Here is an 18012-nt window from a genome sequence, read left to right on the forward strand (position 1 = left end):
GGCAAAAGATGAAGACCTGGATGATGGCTCCGATCCTTGCGGCACTGGTTCTGTCGACTGGGACCGTCGACGCAGCCTCGCTCAAGCTCGGCAGGCCGGCCTATGGTGGACCGGGATGTCCTGCGGGCAGCGCGTCGGTTGCAATGAGCGGCAATTCCATCACGCTGCGCTTCGATCGCTACCAGGTCGCCGCCGGCGGCTCGACCGGCAAGTCGTTCGATCGCAAGGCGTGCAGCGTCTCCATCCCGGTGACCGTTCCTGCGGGGCAGGCGATTGCGGTGGTGGGCATCGACTATGCCGGCTACAACAACTTGCCCGCCGGGGCCAGTTCGACCTTCAAGGTCGAGCAGTTCCTCGCCGGCGGCAAGGGGCCGGTATTCACCAAGACGGTCTCCGGGCCGTCCAAGGGCAAGTTCGCCGTGTCCAGTGACGCGGCCCTCAGCTGGTCCGGCTGCGGTGGTGGCGTGACGCTGCGGACCAACACCAGCCTCATCGTGAAGACGTCCGGGGGCAAGGCGGCTTCGGCCAGCGTCCGGTCGCAGGACGTCAAGGCCGCCATCGTCTACCGCCTCAAGGTCAAATCCTGCTGAGTTCGATCTGCCGTGTGATCCTGATCGCGTCGAGAAAGGCGCGGTCATGGCTGACGACGAGAAGGGCGCCGTCAAACGCCCTGAGGCCGGCCTCGATGGCGGCGACGGCGTGCAGGTCGAGGTGGTTGGTCGGCTCGTCGAGGATCAGGAGCTCAGGCGGGTTGCCGCTGCCGATGGTGACGGCCAGTCCGGCACGCAGCCTTTCGCCCCCGCTGAGCGTTCCAACCGGCTGCAAGGCCGCCTCGGCCCTGAACATGAAGCGTGCAAGGGCGGCGCGGCAGGCATTCTCTCCATCCTCGGGGTTGAGCCTCAGGTAGTTCGCGCGGATGGTCCGGTCCGGGTCGAGTATCGCAACCTGCTGGTCGAGCATGGCGTGGCGTGGCGTGATGCGGACCGTGCCACTGAGCGGGGGAAGGGCGCCGGTGGCGAGCTTCAGCAGTGTCGACTTGCCGCTGCCGTTGGCCCCGGTGATGGCGACCCGCTCGGGGCCGGCAATAGTGACGTCCAGTTCGACCAACACAGGGTCGCCGTCATAGCCGGCGCTGGCTCCGGTCAGTTGCAGGACGATGCGGCCAGCCGGCAGCCCGCTCGGCTGCAGGACAACCGACATCGGGGTCAGGATATCGACGTCCGAGCGTGCTGCAGAGAGTTCATCGAGGGCGCCCGCCCGCCGCCGCTCGGCTAGCCGGGACAGCTCGCCGCTGGTGGCCTCGGCGTTCGACTTCATGCCGCCTAGGAGTATCTTCGGCACGCCGCCCCTGGCGGCCAACCGGGCGCCCCTTGCGTCCCGCCGTGCCTTGCGTTCGCGGGCCTGCTGGGTGCGGCGGTCCAGTTCCTCCAACTGCCGCTCGGCATTTGCCAGAGCGTGGCGCGCGGCCTCCAGCTCCACGGCCTTGCGTTCGGCGTAGTACTCCCAGTTGCCCCCAAAAAGGCTAGCCCCGGCGCTGGTCAGTTCCACGATCGCATCCATCTCGGCCAGCACCTTCCGGTCGTGGCTGACCACGATTGCGCCGGTCCTCCAGCCCCTCAGCAGGTCAAGCACCGCATCCCGCCCGTCCTCGTCCAGGTTGTTGGTGGGTTCGTCCAGCAGGATGAAGTCCGGCTCCGCCAGAGCCAATCGGGCGAGTTCCAGTCGTGTGAGCTGTCCCCCGCTCAAGGTCGAGGCCAGTCGGTCCGGTGCAAGGGCGGGCAGGCCCAGGGCGCCGAGGGCCATCTCGATTTGCGCCGGCAGAGACCAATCGGCTTCGGCGGCATCCTCGGCGGAACCGGCGCCACGTTCCAGCCGGCGCAGTCGCTCGAGCGCGGCAGCAACCCCGAGGATATCCGCTACGGTTCCTGATTCCCGCTCGGGAATCTGGCGCATCTGGCCGATATGTCCCTCGACCGCGACGGTACCAGCGCCGGGCTGCAGTTCGCCCGCCAGGAGGCGCAGGAGCGTCGTCTTGCCGCTGCCGTTGCGTCCGACTATTCCGGTGCGAACCGGACCGAAGCTGAGATCGAGGTTGTCGAGGAGCGGCGTGCCGTCAGGCAGGCGAAAGCCGACGGAGCGCAGGGAGAGCAGGGCGGGCATGGAACAGGACCTGATGACGTTCTGGGGCGGCGTTGGCGATCATCGGGTACTTCATTGCGTCCACATCCTGTCGGCGTTGGCGACCGGGGATACATAGGCATCGGCTGCCCCAAGTCAACCGCTCGTCGGCTCCGGTCGCCCGGCGAGTGCAGCTTCCGGCAGGCGCAGGGTGACGCCGCCTTCGGAGCCTACGGCAAGCTCAACGAGTCTCCCTCCCAGTCCCTGCCTCGGTGTCACGGTGCCGATGTCGCTCCAGGGAATCAGCAGCGGCGGGTGGCGAAACCCGAAGAGTGGCATGATCGACAGTCGCAGTCCGTCCGGTCCGCTGCTGAGGTTGAGCGTCCGGCTGTAGTGCACGGGTCCGACCCAGCCGCTCTGGGACGAAAGACCGCGCAGCACCGGATTGGCGGCCGTACGGTAGCGACCTGCCAGCGACGACCAACCGCTGACCGCGGATAGGATGGTCAGCACGAGGCTCCAGACCAGCAGCAATGCGAACGGAAAACCGATCGGGATCAGCAGGCCGATGATCAGCGCCTGGGAGGCATTTCCTTCCATCGGTCAGTTCACCGGGTCGATTCGGGAGCTCCTGAAGGTCGCTCCTCCAAGGATGCCAACATCGACCGGCCCCGTGACTGTCACCGTGCCTTGGCAAAGTCCGTAGGAGTCGCACCTGGCCTTGACGTAGTCGCCGACGCTGGGGTCCATGCCGGCCACCACGATGAACAGGTCCACCGGCAGGTCGCTCGCATCCTTGAAGTCGCTGCCGTCGGGGTTGACCAGCCGACAGGTGTACTGGCCGTCATACTCTGCCGAAAACAGCGAGCACGGGCCAAGCGTCACTGTCTTGCCTGCATAGGCCTGCGGGTCTGCCACGAACTGAGCCGCGCCGACCGTCTCCTGGGCCAGACTGGGCGTCGCTCCCGCCAGCACAATTGCTATCGCCAAAAAGCGCATTCCTGACTCCCTATTGCGAACGACACTTTGCCATCTGCGATGCACTTGTCCAGCCGTGGCGAACGACTTGTCAGGCGAGATAGCGACGGCGCAGATGCTCCTCGAAGTGACGGGCACTGAGTGGCTCCCCCGTCGCCCGCTTGAGGAGATCGGGCGTGGAGTACCTGCTCGCCTCCCGCCAGATCCTGTCGCGCCGCCAGTCGTTGAGAGCGACGAAGCGGCCGTGCCGCATGTCCTCGCGCGCGGACGGGTGGTCGCGCTCGATGGCGGCCCACAGTTGGGCCGCTATGATCGCGCCCAGGGTGTAGCTCGGGAAGTAACCCAGTGCTCCCGACGGCCAGTGCACGTCCTGCATCGGGCCGTCCTTCATGTTGTCGATGGTGGAGAGGCCGAGATACTCCCGCATCTTGGCGTCCCAGGCCTCCGGCACGTCCCGTGCGGCCAGCCTGCCCTCGATCAGGTCCTTCTCGATCTCGTAGCGCAGAATGACGTGCAGCGGGTAGGTCGCCTCGTCGGCGTCGACCCGGATCAGCCGGCGTTCGATCATGTGTACATGGGCGAGGACGTCCTCGAGCTCCCAGCCGGCGACCGCCTCCTCTCCCAGCGTCTCACGCACATGTGGCATCGCCCACTCCCAGAACTCCGGCGAGCGGGCAATCTGCTTTTCGACGAACAGACTCTGGCTCTCGTGTATCGCCATGCCGCGGGCTCGGCCGACAGGCCAGTGCGTCCACTCGTGCGGCAGGTTCTGCTCGTAAAGGCCGTGGCCGGTCTCGTGCAGGGTGCCCATCAGCGAGGTTAGGAACTCCGCCTCGGTGTGGCGGGTTGTCATGCGGATATCGGTCGGCACGCCACCGCAGAAGGGGTGGTGCGAGACATCTAGCCGGCCGTGATCGAAGTCGAAACCGATGGCCTCCATCATGACAAGGCCGAGCGCCTTCTGCCTGTCGATCGGGAACGGCGCGTTGAGCGGCTTCAGGGGCCGACGGGCGAGCTTGTCCTCCTGATGCGCCAAGGCCTCGGGCACGAAGTCCTTCAGGAAGGCCTTGAGTCCGGCAAAGACAGGATCGATGTCGACGGCACGGTTGCCGGGGTCGTACTGCTCCATCATGGCGTCATAGGGCGTGAGGCCGAGCACGTCGGCACGCAACTGGGCTTCCTCTCGGGCCGTGGCAACGACTCCCTCGAAGGCCGGCAGAAAGGTCTTCCAGTCCCCCGTCGGCCTCAGCTCGCGCCACAGTTGCTCGCTGCGGATGCGGGCATTCACCTGCCGGGAGACGAACTCGGACGAGAGGCAGGTCATGTTGGTGTAGACGCGGCGGAACTCTCCGAGCGCCAGTGCCTGCATCTCGTCGAGCGTTTCGGCCTCGGCATCGGCCAGCCAGTCGCCGACCTGCGGCGCCGTCGCCATCTCGTGATACAGGCCGGCGAGCGTCGCCATCGCCTCGGCGCGCTTCTCGCCGCCTCCGACGGGCATCATCACGGCCTCGTCGACACCCAGCATGGATTGGGCGTGCTCGATCGCCTCCAGCCTGCGGCTGAGGGCATCGAGCTTGGAGAAGGCGGAGTTTGCGGACATCGGCGATCTTCCGTGGTTGAAGTCCGCCTTGCCTAGCGTCAACGGGAGAGTCTGTCATCCCTCGAGGGGTGCAAGATCACCGTCCGGGGGGCCGTCGCTGGCGCCAGATGTGGAAGACCCCTGCAGCGACGGCACCTGCCGCGATGCCGATGGCGATCCCGATCGCGGCATTGCCCAGAATGGTCCCGAGGGCCGCTCCGACTATGACGCCGATCACGATACCCCAGACGATGCCCGGTATTGATTCCATGGTTGTGCCCCTTTCGGCTGTCCAACCCTCGGAATGTGCCTGGGGTTCCCAAATGGGGAAGGGCGCAGCCGGGGAGACTGCGCCCTCTGGCGGCGGGTTCTGTTCTGGAACCGGCCGGGCCCGCCGTCACCAATGGGGGAATGTGACGGGGAGAAGCGGGGAAGCGACTAGAATGGCAGGATGGCGTCGGCGATCTGCTGGCCGTAGCGAGGTTGCTGGACGGCAGTGATCTGGCCGCGACCGCCGTAGGAGATGCGGGCTTCGGCGATCTTGGTCGAGGGGATGGTGTTGTCCGAGTGAATGTCCTCCGGCCGCACGATGCCTGCCACGATCAGGTCCCGGACCTCGAAGTTGACCCGGACCTCCTGGTGCCCTTCGATCACGAGGTTGCCGTTGGACAGCACCTGCACGACAACCGCGGCGACTTGCGTCTCGAGGCTTTCCTTACGGTCCACCGTTCCCGAGCCGCCATCGGACAGGCCGCCGGCGGTGGTCAGTTTGCCGGACGCCTCGACATCGGCCAGCGGCACCTTGCCGCCGAAGATCGAGCCGAGCACGCCACCAACGCTGCCTTCGGACGATGAACTGCGAGTACGGTCGGTCGAGTTCGAGATCGATGCGCTGTCGTCGATCGTCACCAGTACGGTGAGAATATCGCCAATCTTGTGCGCACGCTGGTCCTTGAAGAACCCGCGGGCCTCGTTGGAAAACAGCGAGTTGGGCTGGTACGACGCGGCGACGACGTCCGGCATCGGCATCTGCACCGGCCGGTAGCCTGCCTGCGCGGTCGGGTCGGCAATGGCCGTCAGCTTGGGCTGCTGCCCGACCGAACCCAGTTGATCGAGCGTGGAGCAGCCGGCCAGGCCGAAAGCAAGGAGCGTGAGCGCTGCGAGTTTGATGGTCTTCATGGTAGTCTTCCTTTCGCGCGTCACAGGCCGGCGACTGTTAGCTTGGTGGCAGCGGTAGCGATCTCCACCGTGCCGGCACTCACGGCGACGCCATTGAGGATCTTGCGGGTAACCGTGTTCATCACCTGCACCGGTTCGCCGATCTCGGCGTCGCCCAGCGCCTGTCCGACGACGGTGAGCGTCATCGGTCCCGAGCGGAGCAGCACGGTGACCTCGGTGTTGCGCCGAACGGCCAGGGGTTCGCCAACGTCGGAGAGTTTCAGCATCACACCGGCCCGGGTGTTGCGCTTGAGCTCCTTGCCGACCAAGTCGGCGATGGTCTCGACCCCGGACTGATCGGCGAAGTCGAACGGCACCCGCCTGAGCTCGATGTCGGATGGGGTCAGCACGGTACCTGCCTTGAGGCTGGCGGCCAGATGTGGAGTCTCGACCAGCATGGACAGCGTGCCGGTGAGGTCAAGCGGTGCGGCGAGGCCCGCGATCTGGAAGCGGGCGGCAAAGCCTGCCGCTCCAGGACGATAGCGGAGGGTGACGAGGCGGGCCGGGGTCTCGACCGCCTCGGCGTTCAGGCTGATGGCGCCGGCGTCGAAGCGAGCACTGACCGTTGCTCCCACCGGGACGAGGCCGTTGGCGTGCAGATCCGCAGCGATCAGAGCGCTCAGGTCGCCATCCACGACGACGGAGACCTGCCGTTCCACCCGTACGGCCATGACGCCCTCTTCGGAATACTCCGCCAGGCCGGCCCTGGCTGCTGCGCGTCGAATGGCGTCGAGACCGACGAGCCCGCTCGTACCCGGGGCCGGCGCCCGGAACAGGGCGCGCTCGGCCAGCAGTCCCGCCCCGTCGAACATGTCGCCCACCGTGACGACCTCGCCAACCACAGAGACTTCCGCGCGGAGCATCGGCGCAGCGGTCGCGATAGATGTGAGCAGCAGCGTCGCGACGAGGGGCAGCGTGAGGAAAGTGAAACGCATCTATCTTCTCCCGGTCAGCGCAACTGGCTCGTCGCCTGCATCATCTCGTCGGCACCGGAGATGACGCGGGCGTTCATCTCGTAGGCGCGCTGGGCGGCGATCAGGTCGGCAATCTCGGTTACGGAGTTGACGTTCGAGCTTTCGAGGTAGGCCTGCAGCAGGTCGCCGACGCCGTCGCTGTTCGGCGTTCCGGTCTGGGCAGGACCGCTCGATGCGGTCTCGACGAACAGGTTGTTGCCAGCGGATTCAAGCCCGGCCTTGTTGACGAACCGTGCCAGCTGCAACTGACCCAGTTGCGTCGGGGCCGCATCCGTCCCGATGAAGGCCTCGACGGTTCCGTCAGGGCTGATCGACACCTGGTTGGCGTTCTCCGGAATGGTGATGCCGGGCTGCACCTCGTAGCCGTCGATCGTCACCAACTGCCCGTCCGGACCGCGCTCGAACGAACCGTCGCGGGTGTAGCCTGTGCGGCCATCGGGCATTTGCACGATAAAGAAGCCCTCGCCGCGGATGGCGATATCGAGTTCCTTCTCGGTGGGCGCCACCACGCCCTGACCCATGACGCGCGGTGTCGCCGCCGTCTTCACGCCCGATCCAACCTCGATGCCAACCGGCACCAGCGTGCCGGCGTTCGAGGTGGTCGCACCGGCCCGACGGTAGGACTGGTAGAGCAGGTCCTGGAACTCGGCGCGCTGCCGCTTGTACCCGGTGGTCCGCATGTTGGCGATGTTGTTGGAAATGACTTCGACGTTCCGCTCTTGTGCAGCCATGCCGGTCGAAGCGATGTAGAGGGCCTTCATCTGGTTCTCCCGATCAGGCGCTGAGGTTGCCGAGACGCTGGATGGCGGAGCGGCGCATCTCGTCCTGCTGCTGCATGATCGAGGCGAGGCTCTCATAGGAGCGCTGCACCCGGATCATCTCGGTCATCTCGCCGACACCGGAGACGTTGGACTTCTCCAGCGCACCCTGCATCAGTCGGGTGGCTGTCGCCTGGATCGGGGTGCCGCCGGAAAACAGGTTGTTGCCGTCGCGGGCTGTTTCCTGGGGATCGGCGAATTCGACTATCCGCAACCGCCCTTTGATTCCGGCGCTGGAGCTCACCGTACCGTCCTCGGCGATGGCCACGTCGGTTTCAGCGCCACCGAACTGAATCGGGCCGCCTTCGCCCATTACCGGGTTGCCGTCGAGGTCGACCAGCACGCCGGACGCATCGAGCTGAAGCGAGCCCGCGCGGGTCCAGCGCTCGCCCTGGGGGGTCTGGACAACGAGGAAACCCTCGCCCTGCAGGGCCACATCCAGAGGATTGCCGGTCTGCACGATGGCGCCCACGGACATGTCGTGAATGGTGGTCCAGTCCTCGGTGAAGCTGAGGCGCTGGTCGGGGAGGAGGAAATCGCGGTCACGCGCAACCGGGTCGAGGTACTCCTCGAACAGCAGCTGTTCGGCCTTGAAGCCGGTCGTGTTGAGATTGGCGATGTTGTTGGCCACCACGTCCATCTGTCGCCGCAAGGCGATCTGGCGCGACAGGCCGACAAGTTGCGCATTTTCCATGGCGCAGGTCCCCGTTGTCTTCCCCGAACCGTTCGACCTCCCCAGGCCATCGGGCTCGTCGTTTACCGAGCAGAAACCGTGCCAAGTCGAAGAATGACGTAGATTCAGCGGGTTATCTCTGGGCATGGACCTCGGTGGGATGCCGAAGCGGGGCGATGGGCAGAAACTGCCGGGCAGAATGTGCCGCCATGGCCCAGTTCGTAACCAATCGTTAACTCTCGGGCGCTTAGCTCCTTTTCAGACGGCGGAATCGTCGGCCCAATCAGGAGTCTCGTGCAATGGCGGCAGCAGCCGAAGCGGATGCCGAAGCCGGTGCAGCCAAGCCGGCCAAGAAGAAGCCACCGATCATGCTCATTGCCATGGTGGTGGCGGCAGTCGTGCTGCTCGGGGGCGGTGCAGCGGCTTACTTCCTGCTGTTCTCCGCTCCCAAGGAAGAGGCGCACGGGGCCGACGCGCATGGCGGCGCTGCAGGTGACGCACACCAGGGATTCATCTTCAACCTCCCCACGATGACGGTGAACCTCAATTCCGAGGGTGGCGCGCAAGCCTTCATGAAGCTGACCGTTGCGCTCGAGGTGGCCAGCGAAGAGGTCATGCTCGAGATCCAGCCGCGGATGGCGAAGGTAGTCGATGCGTTCCAGGTGTACCTGCGCGAACTGCGAAAGAGTGACCTCGAGGGCTCGGCAGGCATCTACCGGCTGAAGGAGGAACTGCGGCGGCGTGTCAACGTGGCCATCTTCCCCCAGCAGGTCGACAGCATCCTGTTCAAGGAAATCCTGGTGCAGTGATGGCCGGACCCGGCGAACAGGACAAGCTCAGCGAAGAGTGGGGCGTCGGCGAGGACATCAAGGTCGAGGCCGGCGAAGGCGCCGAGGAGGAAATGAGCGCCGAATGGGCGGCCATGCTCGCCGGCGATAGCGCCGATGCAGAGTCGTCCGACCGCGTGCTCAACCAGGACGAGATCGACAGCCTGCTCGGTTTCGACCCGAATGCCGGTGGCGTCGCCGAGCTTTCTGGCGTCCAGGCCCTGATCAACTCGGCGTTGGTCAGCTACGAACGCCTGCCGATGCTCGAGATCGTGTTTGACCGGCTGGTCAGGCTGGCGACGACGTCTCTGCGCAACTTCACCTCCGACAATGTCGAAGTGGCGCTCGACTCGATTTCCTCGGTGCGCTTTGGCGACTATCTGAACTCCATACCACTGCCGGCCATCCTGTCCGTCATCCGGGCGGAGGAATGGGACAATTACGGCCTGCTGACGGTCGACTCTGCGCTGATCTACTCGATGATCGATGTTCTCCTGGGCGGCCGACGCGTCGGCGGCACGATCCGCGTCGAGGGCCGTCCCTACACCACGATCGAAATGGCGCTGGCGCGCCGCATGATCGAGGTCATTCTCGAAGACACCCACAAGGCCTTCGAACCGGTCACCGAGATCAACTTCAAGGTGGAGCGCCTCGAAACAAATCCGCGCTTTGCTGCCATCTCGCGTCCTGCCAATGCCGCGATCCTCATCGAGCTGAGGATCGAGATGGACGATCGCGGCGGCAAGATCGAGATTCTGCTGCCCTATGCGACGATCGAGCCGATCCGTGAGCAGCTGCTGCAGATGTACATGGGCGAGAAGTTCGGTCGCGACCCGATCTGGGAAGGCCATCTTGCCACGGAGATCTATGCCGCCGACGTCGAAATCGACGCGATCCTGCACGAGCTGGACCTGCCGCTGAACCGCGTCCTGACCATGCAGCCCGGCGACACCGTGATGTTCGATCGCGCTCCCTCCGACCCGATCACACTCCGATGTGGGGACGTGACGTTGACCGAGGCGATCATGGGGCACATCGGCAACCACGTCTCGGTGCGCGTCTCGCGCCCTCTCAATGCCCCGAAGGTGACGATGGCCGCCTTCGAGGCCATCGACGAAACAAGGGAGAGCCGTTGATGTTCGGCATGCCGCTGGGCTTTGTGGTCGAGTTTCTGGTCGCGATACTGCTCGCGACCACAATCGGCTACTCGGTCGTGCTCAACCGGCGGCTGAAGCGCCTTCACGCCGATCGCGGCGAGTTGCGGCAGATGGTGGCCGATCTGGTTGCCGCCACCAACCTCGCCAACGCGGCAATCTGCGAGTTGAAGACGAGTGCACAGGAGGCCGAGTCGGGTCTGGAGGCCAAGCTCGACGAGGCAGAGCGCTTCGGCGTCGAACTGGCAAACCATGTCAGCGCCGGTCGTCAGGTCATGGACAGGATCGCGCGGATCACCACAGCGGCGCGTCAGCCGGGGGATCGGGTGGAGGAACCCAACCGCGTCCAGACAGCGCTGCAGCAGCTGTCGATGCGCCCGCGCATCCGGGGAGACGCGGCTTGAAGACCGTCCGACTGCTGCCGATTGTCATTGCCGCGAGCGCGGCCCTGCTGCTGTTGAAGGGCATCGGTCTACTGACCAGTGGCGGCTACGTGCTGACCGGAGCGGAAACCGCGCTGGCGGCAGGAAGCAGCGGTGGTCACGGCGGCGGGGCGGCGGACGCCACCGGCAACCCGACAATCGACCTGCCGCTCGACCATACGATGACCGATGCCAGCCCGACCCTGGACGATACGGCCGACACTCTCTCGCTGGGCGGGGAGGAGGCCGGGGCCGGGGGGCACGGCGCGTCCGAGGCTGCAGCGGGTGGCCACGGCGAGGAGGCCGCCGCGACCGACTCCGCGCATTCGCCGGATGGCGGAGATGCCGCTGCGGACAGTGTCGTGATCGGCAACGTGGTCTGCCCACCTGAGGATGGGGCGCCTGTCGAGGGCGAGGCACCGGCCGCCGCCGGCGACTTTCAGGGATTCTCCAACCTCGCCCCGACCCCCGTCGACTGCGTACCCGATCCCGGCGTGACGGCAGAGGGCGATGCCCTGCCGCTGATTCAGAATGGTTCGGGCCAGTTGGTGCCGCTTGCTGAAGTGAGCCCGAACGCGTCGAGCGAAAAGGCCCTGCTCGAAAGGCTGGGAGAGCGTCGCGATGAGCTCGATCGGCTCGAGAAAGAGCTTGAAATGCGCACCGCCCTGATCGAGGCGGCGGAGAAGCGGCTCGATGAGCGAACGGCTGCTCTGTCGGCCCTCGAGGCCAAGATCAATGCGCTCGTTGACGAGAAGAAATCGGCCGAGAAGCAGCAGTTCGTGGCGCTCGTCGCGATGTACGAGACCATGAAGCCCAAGGAAGCGGCGCTGATCTTCAACCAGATGGATCTGGGCGTATTGATGCAGATCGCCCGGGCGATGAATCCGCGCAAGATGGCCCCCATCATGGCCAAGATGGATCCCGAAAAGGCCAAGAACCTCACCTCCGGCCTGGCCCTGGAGGAGGTCCAGCAGACCAGCACCGCCGACCTGACCCCGGAGGATCTCGCGAGCCTCCCGCAGATCGTGGGTCAGTAGCCTTTGTGCTGGTTTTGCCTGAGTTTGCGTGGGAACGGATTAGGCCGACGTTAAGCCCGTTACTCATACTCTGGGGGTTCTAGAACAGAGCGGGTCAGGCAGAAGCCGGCATGGACGTGGGCAGACGATCAGGGCAGGGCGCCGTTTGGCGCTCGTGGCGCATCATGGCGCTGCTCGTGCTGCTGCTGACTGCTCTGCCGGCGGCGGCTCAAGACAAGGTCAACGTTCTCGCCACTCAGGAAGACGGCTACGGCCGCATCATCCTGACCTTTGCGGATCGGTTCGACCTGCCGTCCTATCGAGTCAGGTACGAGAACGGCGTGCTTGCGATCGAATTCGAGGCAGCCGTCAACGCGCTGCTCCCCGACATCGCCCTTGCCATCCCCGACTACGCCACGATCGCGCGGACGGATCCCGACGGCAAGGGCGTTCGAATTGGACTGCGGACCGCTGTGGTTCTGAACCGACTGGAAGCGGGGGAGAAGCTCTTCATCGACCTGCTGCCGCCAACCTGGCAGGGACTGCCTCCTGCGCTTCCGGCGGAGGTAGTGGCCGAACTGAGCGTTCGTGCCAAGCAGGCGGCCGAGCTCGCCGAGCAGCGCCGGCGTGCAGAACTGGCGAAGACGCTCAATCCTACGGCCACAGTGCGACTGGGGCGGAACCCGACCTTCCTGCGCCTGCAGGTTGACTGGAGCGTCGACACCGAGGCCAAATTCTCGCTCAAGGATGGCACCGGTACGATCGACTTCGGCTGGCCGGTGCCCGTCGATCTGTATGCGCTCAAGGCGGACCTGCCGGCCGAGTTCAAGGGCGCGACCAACACCGTGACGCCTACGTCTTCGCTGGTGACCCTCAAGGTCGCCGAGGGGGTGGAGCCGCGCTTCTACCAGTTGTCGCCCCGCCAGTTCGTGGTCGACATCGACATTTCGCCCGAGGCAGGACTGGAGGTTGCGCTCAAGAACGAGGAGGCGGCCAAGAAGGCGCGGGACGAGCTTGCGCGGGTGGCCGCCGAGGGAGAGGAGCGCCGTGACGCTCGCCTAGGGCTGGAGGGCGAGGAAGGTACGGCGGAACTCTATCCTACCACGCGTGGCGTCGTCGCTCCGCTGGTGACGACCGTCGGCGGCACGATTCGCATAGGCTTCCCCTTCGAGGCCGATACCGCGTCGGCGGTATTCCGGCGCGGCGACACCGTCTGGATGGTCTTTGATACCTCGCAGACCATACTCAAGCCCACTCCGGCGGAACCCCTCGCGCAGGTGGTGAGCAATGTCGAAGTGGTTCCGGCGGGCGACACTCAGGTCGTCCGTCTGGATCTCGCCGAGGATCGTCTCGCGACTCTGGGCTCGGAAGGGCGGTCCTGGGTGCTGTCGCTGGGCGATGTGCTGCTCAATGCGACTGAGCCAATGACGCTGACCCGGCAGCGTGACGAGCAGGGGCTCTTCGAGATCTCGGCAGATGTCATGCGGCCTGGCACGGTGCATGTGTTGCGCGACCCGGTCGTCGGTGACGCCCTCCGGGTCGTGACGGTGTTGCCGCCGGCACGAGGCGTTACCCGCGACCTCGCTTTCGTCGACTTCAGCGTGCTGAAGTCGGCGCACGGCCTCGTGGTGAAGCCGAACAGCGAGAACCTGGATGTCTCGCTCCTCGAAAAAACGGCGGAGATCTCCGCCAGCGAAGGGTTGACGCTCTCTGCTGTCGAGTCCCTCCGCTCGCTCGATGCCGGCAATGCGCCGCAGTTCCGCCAGAGCTACATCGATCTGGCTGTCTGGCGCGAGGACGATCCCGGCCGCTTTCAGACGCGCAAGGAGGAGTTGATCGGCCAGGCCGCGGATGCGGAAGGCCGGGTTCGCGACATGGCCCGCCTCGATCTCGGTCAGTTCCTCCTGGCCAACGAGTTTTCCTACGAGGCGATCGGGGTACTCAGCGTGCTCGAGTCAGAGCTGACGAGCGAAGACCTGCGCAAGAAGCTGCGCCTGCTCAACGCCATCGCCGATGTCGCCGCGGGCCGGCCGATGGATGCTCTTCCGATCCTGAATTCGGGAAGCTTCCCGGAAGAGACCGATGCACTGCTCTGGCGTTCCATGGCACGCACCGACGCTGGCGACTTCCGCGGCGCCCGGCTCGACGCGATTGCTGCCGAACCGGTGTTTTCCTCGTATCCGCTTTGGGTTCGAAACAGGTTCCTATTCTCCGCCATTCGCGCTGCCGTCGAGACCAGCGACGAGCCATTGGCGCTACAGATGATCGGCAAACTCGAATTTGCCAAGCTGAGCCCCGAGGAGATCAGTCTGTTCCAGTTGATGCAGGGGCGCATTGCCGAACTGGAGGAAAAGGAACAGGACGCACTCGACGCCTATGGTCAGGTCATCACGGCCGACGTGCGTCCGACGCGTGCCGAAGCGGTGTACCGGACGCTGCTGCTGCTCGAGCGCAGCGGCAAGATCGATCTGGCCAAGGCGACCGACACCCTCTCGGCGGAAGCCCTGATGTGGCGCGGCGGCACGCTCGAAGCCGACATGCAGAAGCTCCTGGCGGAGCTGTACTTCGAGAACAAGGACTACAAGCAGGGTTTCGAGATTGTTCGGCAGGCTGCGTCCTCGTTCCCGGAGAACAGTTCGATCAATGATCTGCTCAACAAGGCCCAGACGCAGTTCGAGAACCTCTATCTGAACGGTGAGGCCGACCGGATGGGCGACGTCGAGGCGTTGTCGCTCTACTACGACTTCCGGCAGTTGACGCCGCCCGGCGCGCGCGGCGACGAGATGATCCGCAATCTGGTTCGCCGACTGGTAAAAGTCGACCTGCTCAGCCAGGCCGCCGACCTGCTCGAGTATCAGATCGATAGCCGGCTCGAAGGGGTGGCCAAGGCACAGGTGGCTGCCGACCTTGCGGTCATCCGTATCGCGGACAGGGACCCTGAGGCGGCGCTTCGAGTGCTCAATCGTACGCGGTTGGCGGATCTCTCTCCTGTGCTCGACCGACAGCGGCGCCTCCTCGAGGCACGGGCGTTGATCGACGCAGGCCGGCAAGACCTCGCCATCGACCTGATCTCGCGCCTTACGGGACGCGACGCCGACATGCTGAGGGTCGACGGCTACTGGAAGTCGAAGAACTACGACACGGCGGCCAGCCTGCTCGAAACCATCTACAGCCCCGCCAGCGGCTCCCCGCCGATGACCCAGCAGGCGCGGATGGGTGCGGTGCGCGCTGCCGTCGGCTACGTGCTGGCCAACGATGCCATCGGGTTGTCGCGGCTGCGCTCGAAGTTCTCCGACGCGATGTCTCAATCGGCGGAGTGGCCGCTGTTCGAGTTCGTCACCCGTGACGTGGCACCGCAGAGTCTCGAGTTCAAGAAGGTTGCCAAGGAGATCGCCGGTCTCGACTCGCTTGACGCCTTCCTCTCCTCCTATCGAGAGCTGTACGCGGGAGCAGATGCCGTGCTCCCCCAGAAGGCCAAGCCGCAGGGCGCCGCCTAGCGTGAAACGAGCTTATCCGCTCACGAAGCTGCGGATCAGCGAGCCGGCCACCAGGTGCCAGCCGTCGACAAGAACGAAAAAGATCAGCTTGAACGGCAGCGAGATGACGACAGGCGGGAGCATCATCATGCCCATCGACATCAGCACCGATGCCACCACCATGTCGATGATCACGAAGGGCAGGAACAGCAGGAAGCCGATTTCGAAGGCGCGGCGGAGTTCCGAGATCATGAAGGCAGGGGTCAATATCTGCAGAGGTATGGCCGTCGAGTCGGCCGGTGCCTCGCTCTGCGACAGGTCGTAGAACAGCTGAAGATCCTGCTGGCGCACGTTGGCCGCCATGAAGTCGCGGACAGGCGCGGAGGCACGTTCGAATGCCTCCTCCACCTGGATGGTGCCGGAGATCAGCGGCGCGATGCCGTTGTCGTAGCTCTGCTGCAGGGTGGGCCCCATGATGAACAGTGTCAGAAACAGCGCCAGGCTCACCATCACGGAGTTTGGCGGTGCCGATTGGGTGCCAAGGGCAGTCCGCAGAAGGGACAGCACGACCACGATGCGGGTGAAACTCGTCACCATCACGAGGATTGAGGGTGCAAGCGACAGCAGGGTGATCAGGCCTACCAGCTGCACCGCGCGCTCGGTCACGGTTGCATCGTCGCCGAAGCCGATGGTGATGTCCTGGCCAAAGGCCAGGGTCGGCAACGCTATCGCCGCAAGTAGGCCAAGGCTGGCGAGAACCCTGCGAGCGGCCGGACGGTCAATGCTCGCCCGTTCCCGTATCGCCGAAGGTGCGTTGAGGGCCAAACCCGGTCCGTCCGTTGCCGTCGATTCCAGATGGCGTTGTAGCTGAGTCGGCTTTGGCGCGGCCGGAGTTATCCCCAGTCATCGGCGGCATCGGGATGATGGCTGGCTCCATGACGCTCACCGGCCGGAGAAGACCGGTGTGACGCAGGCTCCGCGGCTTGCCGGCGGCAGGCCGCGTGTACTCCTTGAGCCTCTCGATATGCGGGCGCAGCGACTTCGGTCGAGGCGCGCTCTCGGCCTCGGCAGCGGGCGGAGGGGCGGTATCTTCCTCGGCGGCGGTGCCGAGGGGACGTCGCAATGGCTGGGGTTTGTCGACGGTAATGCCGGCCTCGACCAGCAGATCCTGCGGTCCGCCGGTTAGGATGAGATGCTCGACGTTGTCACGGCGCACGATCAGTAGCTGGCGTCGCGAGTCGACCTGGACCTGTTCGATGACACCAATGCGCCGGCCTCGACCCCGGATCGTCGGGGCACTGTTCATGATCAGCTTGAGGACCCAGAGGCCAAGAACGATCAGTACCAGCACGATACCGAGCGCGAGGGCGGAGGTCACCAAGGTGTCGCCGGAGCCACCGAGAAGGCTGGTCAGAAACTGCATTCCTGTCTCCCGTCCGCGACACCGCGAGCGCCGCGGTAAAACTTGCCCAGTATAGACCTCGCAATGTGTAAAATGCGAGGCGATGGGGCGCGTCGCACGGCATGGTTAACGTTCGGTTAACCTCTGCCCGGCAGGATTTGCCCAGTTGCAGTCGAGTCCACCGGTTCGCCATGTCGCTGTCCCTGCTGAACGCGCTCACCGAAAAGATGAAATGGCATCAGGCTCGCCAGGGCCTGCTCGCCGAGAACGTCGCCAACGCCGAGACGCCGGGATATCGGGGTCGAGACCTGAAGGCCTATGGGTTCGAGGAGCACATGCGCTCGCTTTCGACCGCCAAGCTCGAGACGGCGGCGACCCAGACTGCACATTTCCGGGTTATGGGCACAGAATCCGATGGATTCGGACCTCGCAGCTCGAACGGTTTCGAGGTGACGCCGGAAGGCAACGCGGTCTCGCTTGAAGATGAGATGATGAAGGTGACGAGCAACCAACTCGACTACCAGACCATCACGGCAATCTACCAGCGCTCCGTCAAGATCCTCAAGACCGCGCTCGGCAGGCAGGCATAGCGATGAGCGACTTTCTTGCCTCACTCAAGATCGCTGCAACCGGGCTGCATGCCCAGACGGCCCGCATGCGCATCATCGCGGAGAACCTTGCCAACGCGGACTCGGCCGGAAAGACCCCCGGCGAGGACCCGTACCGCCGGAAGATCCCGACATTCCGCGCAGTCATGGATCGCGAACTCGACGCGACGACGGTGAAGATCGGTCGGGTTGCGCTGGATCAATCCGAGTTCCAGTCACGTTACGAGCCGGGTCATCCTGCCGCCGATGCCAGCGGCTACGTGCGCTATCCCAACGTCAACTCGCTGATCGAAGCGATGGATATGCGACAGGCGCAGCGCAGCTACGAGGCCAATCTCAACGTGGTCTCCGTCACCCGGCAGATGCTGGGATCCACACTCGACATCATCAAGGGCTGAGGGCTGAGCCATGGCCATTCCAATCAACGCCGCGACCGCCGCCTACTCCAATGCGTCCAAGCTCCTGGGCCAGGCCCAGAAGCAGCCGCTGCTCCATCAGGTCGCCGATCTCGGCGGCGGTCAGGAGTTCGCCAAGCTGCTGGGACAGGCGGTGCAGGGCGTGGTCGAAACCGGCAAGGTCGCCGACGCAAAGGCGATGGACATGGTCAATGGCAAGGGCGACATGGTCGACGTGGTCACGGCTCTCAGCCAGACCGAACTGGCGATGGACACCATGGTGGCCGTCCGGGACCGGGTGATCTCGGCGTACGAAGAGATCATGCGGATGCCCATCTAGCGGGGGTCAGTCTC

The 18012-nt window shown here is 65.0% G+C and carries 20 protein-coding genes; 9 read left to right on the forward strand and 11 right to left on the reverse strand.

Going from position 1 to position 18012, the window contains the following annotated elements:
* Positions 1 to 8: 8 nt before the first annotated feature.
* Positions 9 to 590 carry a DUF4360 domain-containing protein gene (locus ACE3TU_RS03345; RefSeq protein WP_374620233.1) on the forward strand — a complete coding sequence of 194 codons (582 nt, stop codon included), beginning with the start codon at positions 9 to 11 and terminating at the stop codon, positions 588 to 590.
* On the opposite strand, the gene ACE3TU_RS03350 is transcribed toward ACE3TU_RS03345, so the two are convergent.
* The 9 genes from ACE3TU_RS03350 to flgF all read right to left on the reverse strand — a co-directional run bounded on the left by ACE3TU_RS03350 (position 577) and on the right by flgF (position 8379).
* A complete protein-coding gene (locus ACE3TU_RS03350; RefSeq protein WP_374620236.1) occupies positions 577 to 2160 on the reverse strand; it encodes an ABC-F family ATP-binding cassette domain-containing protein in 1584 nt (527 codons plus the stop codon). The two genes, ACE3TU_RS03345 and ACE3TU_RS03350, sit on opposite strands and share 14 nt — an antisense overlap.
* 114 nt (positions 2161 to 2274) lie before the next feature.
* Positions 2275 to 2718 (reverse strand): hypothetical protein, encoded by a 444-nt coding sequence (locus ACE3TU_RS03355; protein ID WP_374620239.1) that lies wholly within the window; start codon positions 2716 to 2718, stop codon positions 2275 to 2277.
* Positions 2719 to 2721: 3 nt separating this feature from the next.
* Complete coding sequence (locus ACE3TU_RS03360) at positions 2722 to 3117, reverse strand: hypothetical protein (RefSeq protein WP_374620241.1); 396 nt, start codon at positions 3115 to 3117, stop codon at positions 2722 to 2724.
* A gap of 70 nt (positions 3118 to 3187) precedes the next feature.
* Positions 3188 to 4696 (reverse strand): carboxypeptidase M32, encoded by a 1509-nt coding sequence (locus ACE3TU_RS03365; protein ID WP_374620243.1) that lies wholly within the window; start codon positions 4694 to 4696, stop codon positions 3188 to 3190.
* 76 nt (positions 4697 to 4772) lie between these two features.
* Positions 4773 to 4946 (reverse strand): hypothetical protein, encoded by a 174-nt coding sequence (locus ACE3TU_RS03370; RefSeq protein ID WP_374620245.1) that lies wholly within the window; start codon positions 4944 to 4946, stop codon positions 4773 to 4775.
* A gap of 167 nt (positions 4947 to 5113) precedes the next feature.
* Complete coding sequence (gene flgH, locus ACE3TU_RS03375; protein ID WP_374620248.1) at positions 5114 to 5854, reverse strand: flagellar basal body L-ring protein FlgH; 741 nt, start codon at positions 5852 to 5854, stop codon at positions 5114 to 5116.
* A gap of 20 nt (positions 5855 to 5874) precedes the next feature.
* Complete coding sequence (gene flgA / locus ACE3TU_RS03380) at positions 5875 to 6828, reverse strand: flagellar basal body P-ring formation chaperone FlgA (RefSeq protein ID WP_374620250.1); 954 nt, start codon at positions 6826 to 6828, stop codon at positions 5875 to 5877.
* Positions 6829 to 6842: 14 nt separating this feature from the next.
* Positions 6843 to 7628, reverse strand: a complete 786-nt coding sequence (flgG, locus tag ACE3TU_RS03385) for a flagellar basal-body rod protein FlgG (protein WP_374620252.1) — start codon at positions 7626 to 7628, stop codon at positions 6843 to 6845.
* 13 nt (positions 7629 to 7641) lie between these two features.
* Positions 7642 to 8379, reverse strand: a complete 738-nt coding sequence (flgF, locus tag ACE3TU_RS03390; protein WP_374620254.1) for a flagellar basal-body rod protein FlgF — start codon at positions 8377 to 8379, stop codon at positions 7642 to 7644.
* Between the two features lie 278 nt (positions 8380 to 8657).
* On the opposite strand from flgF, the gene ACE3TU_RS03395 reads away from it, so the two are divergent.
* The 5 genes from ACE3TU_RS03395 (at position 8658) to ACE3TU_RS03415 (ending at position 15274) form a co-directional block, all read left to right on the forward strand.
* Positions 8658 to 9167, forward strand: coding sequence for a flagellar basal body-associated FliL family protein (locus ACE3TU_RS03395; protein ID WP_374620256.1), 510 nt, complete (start codon positions 8658 to 8660; stop codon positions 9165 to 9167).
* Complete coding sequence (gene fliM, locus ACE3TU_RS03400) at positions 9167 to 10321, forward strand: flagellar motor switch protein FliM (protein WP_374620258.1); 1155 nt, start codon at positions 9167 to 9169, stop codon at positions 10319 to 10321. Before ACE3TU_RS03395 ends, fliM begins: the two co-directional genes overlap by 1 nt.
* Positions 10321 to 10743, forward strand: a complete 423-nt coding sequence (locus tag ACE3TU_RS03405; RefSeq protein WP_374620261.1) for a DUF6468 domain-containing protein — start codon at positions 10321 to 10323, stop codon at positions 10741 to 10743. Before fliM ends, ACE3TU_RS03405 begins: the two co-directional genes overlap by 1 nt.
* Positions 10740 to 11798 (forward strand): MotE family protein, encoded by a 1059-nt coding sequence (locus ACE3TU_RS03410; RefSeq protein WP_374620264.1) that lies wholly within the window; start codon positions 10740 to 10742, stop codon positions 11796 to 11798. Before ACE3TU_RS03405 ends, ACE3TU_RS03410 begins: the two co-directional genes overlap by 4 nt.
* Before the next feature lie 164 nt (positions 11799 to 11962).
* Complete coding sequence (locus tag ACE3TU_RS03415; RefSeq protein WP_374620267.1) at positions 11963 to 15274, forward strand: hypothetical protein; 3312 nt, start codon at positions 11963 to 11965, stop codon at positions 15272 to 15274.
* A 12-nt stretch (positions 15275 to 15286) separates the two neighbouring features.
* Here ACE3TU_RS03415 and fliP read toward each other — a convergent pair whose 3' ends face one another.
* Together fliP and ACE3TU_RS03425 are read right to left on the reverse strand one after the other, a co-directional pair.
* On the reverse strand, positions 15287 to 16036 hold the full coding sequence (gene fliP, locus ACE3TU_RS03420) for a flagellar type III secretion system pore protein FliP (protein WP_374620280.1): 750 nt from the start codon (positions 16034 to 16036) through the stop codon (positions 15287 to 15289).
* Entirely contained in the window at positions 16032 to 16676 is a 645-nt protein-coding gene (locus ACE3TU_RS03425; RefSeq protein ID WP_374620269.1) for a flagellar biosynthetic protein FliO, read from the reverse strand. Before ACE3TU_RS03425 ends, fliP begins: the two co-directional genes overlap by 5 nt.
* 170 nt (positions 16677 to 16846) lie before the next feature.
* Between ACE3TU_RS03425 and flgB the strand changes: the two genes are divergently transcribed.
* From flgB to fliE, 3 genes are read left to right on the forward strand one after another with little or no spacing between them, the layout of a single operon-like run.
* Complete coding sequence (flgB, locus tag ACE3TU_RS03430; protein WP_374620272.1) at positions 16847 to 17245, forward strand: flagellar basal body rod protein FlgB; 399 nt, start codon at positions 16847 to 16849, stop codon at positions 17243 to 17245.
* A gap of 2 nt (positions 17246 to 17247) precedes the next feature.
* Entirely contained in the window at positions 17248 to 17661 is a 414-nt protein-coding gene (gene flgC, locus ACE3TU_RS03435; protein WP_374620275.1) for a flagellar basal body rod protein FlgC, read from the forward strand.
* Between the two features lie 10 nt (positions 17662 to 17671).
* Positions 17672 to 17998, forward strand: a complete 327-nt coding sequence (gene fliE, locus ACE3TU_RS03440) for a flagellar hook-basal body complex protein FliE (RefSeq protein WP_374620277.1) — start codon at positions 17672 to 17674, stop codon at positions 17996 to 17998.
* The last annotated feature ends 14 nt before the right edge of the window (positions 17999 to 18012 follow it).

It is taken from the genome of Devosia sp., assembly GCF_041917035.1.
Classification (GTDB): domain Bacteria; phylum Pseudomonadota; class Alphaproteobacteria; order Rhizobiales; family Devosiaceae; genus Devosia_A.

What these genes read in the sequence shown, in the direction of transcription:
- flgB (WP_374620272.1), top strand. Translation starts at nt 16,847, where the DNA reads ATGTCGCTGTCCCTGCTGAACGCGCTCACCGAAAAGATGAAATGGCAT.
- ACE3TU_RS03395 (WP_374620256.1), top strand. Translation starts at nt 8,658, where the DNA reads ATGGCGGCAGCAGCCGAAGCGGATGCCGAAGCCGGTGCAGCCAAGCCG.
- ACE3TU_RS03415 (WP_374620267.1), top strand. Translation starts at nt 11,963, where the DNA reads ATGGCGCTGCTCGTGCTGCTGCTGACTGCTCTGCCGGCGGCGGCTCAA.
- ACE3TU_RS03425 (WP_374620269.1), bottom strand. Translation starts at nt 16,676, where the DNA reads ATGCAGTTTCTGACCAGCCTTCTCGGTGGCTCCGGCGACACCTTGGTG.
- ACE3TU_RS03405 (WP_374620261.1), top strand. Translation starts at nt 10,321, where the DNA reads ATGTTCGGCATGCCGCTGGGCTTTGTGGTCGAGTTTCTGGTCGCGATA.
- flgF (WP_374620254.1), bottom strand. Translation starts at nt 8,379, where the DNA reads ATGGAAAATGCGCAACTTGTCGGCCTGTCGCGCCAGATCGCCTTGCGG.
- fliM (WP_374620258.1), top strand. Translation starts at nt 9,167, where the DNA reads ATGGCCGGACCCGGCGAACAGGACAAGCTCAGCGAAGAGTGGGGCGTC.
- ACE3TU_RS03370 (WP_374620245.1), bottom strand. Translation starts at nt 4,946, where the DNA reads ATGGAATCAATACCGGGCATCGTCTGGGGTATCGTGATCGGCGTCATA.
- flgG (WP_374620252.1), bottom strand. Translation starts at nt 7,628, where the DNA reads ATGAAGGCCCTCTACATCGCTTCGACCGGCATGGCTGCACAAGAGCGG.
- ACE3TU_RS03350 (WP_374620236.1), bottom strand. Translation starts at nt 2,160, where the DNA reads ATGCCCGCCCTGCTCTCCCTGCGCTCCGTCGGCTTTCGCCTGCCTGAC.
- flgA (WP_374620250.1), bottom strand. Translation starts at nt 6,828, where the DNA reads ATGCGTTTCACTTTCCTCACGCTGCCCCTCGTCGCGACGCTGCTGCTC.
- flgC (WP_374620275.1), top strand. Translation starts at nt 17,248, where the DNA reads ATGAGCGACTTTCTTGCCTCACTCAAGATCGCTGCAACCGGGCTGCAT.
- fliE (WP_374620277.1), top strand. Translation starts at nt 17,672, where the DNA reads ATGGCCATTCCAATCAACGCCGCGACCGCCGCCTACTCCAATGCGTCC.
- ACE3TU_RS03365 (WP_374620243.1), bottom strand. Translation starts at nt 4,696, where the DNA reads ATGTCCGCAAACTCCGCCTTCTCCAAGCTCGATGCCCTCAGCCGCAGG.
- ACE3TU_RS03345 (WP_374620233.1), top strand. Translation starts at nt 9, where the DNA reads ATGAAGACCTGGATGATGGCTCCGATCCTTGCGGCACTGGTTCTGTCG.
- ACE3TU_RS03355 (WP_374620239.1), bottom strand. Translation starts at nt 2,718, where the DNA reads ATGGAAGGAAATGCCTCCCAGGCGCTGATCATCGGCCTGCTGATCCCG.
- flgH (WP_374620248.1), bottom strand. Translation starts at nt 5,854, where the DNA reads ATGAAGACCATCAAACTCGCAGCGCTCACGCTCCTTGCTTTCGGCCTG.
- ACE3TU_RS03360 (WP_374620241.1), bottom strand. Translation starts at nt 3,117, where the DNA reads ATGCGCTTTTTGGCGATAGCAATTGTGCTGGCGGGAGCGACGCCCAGT.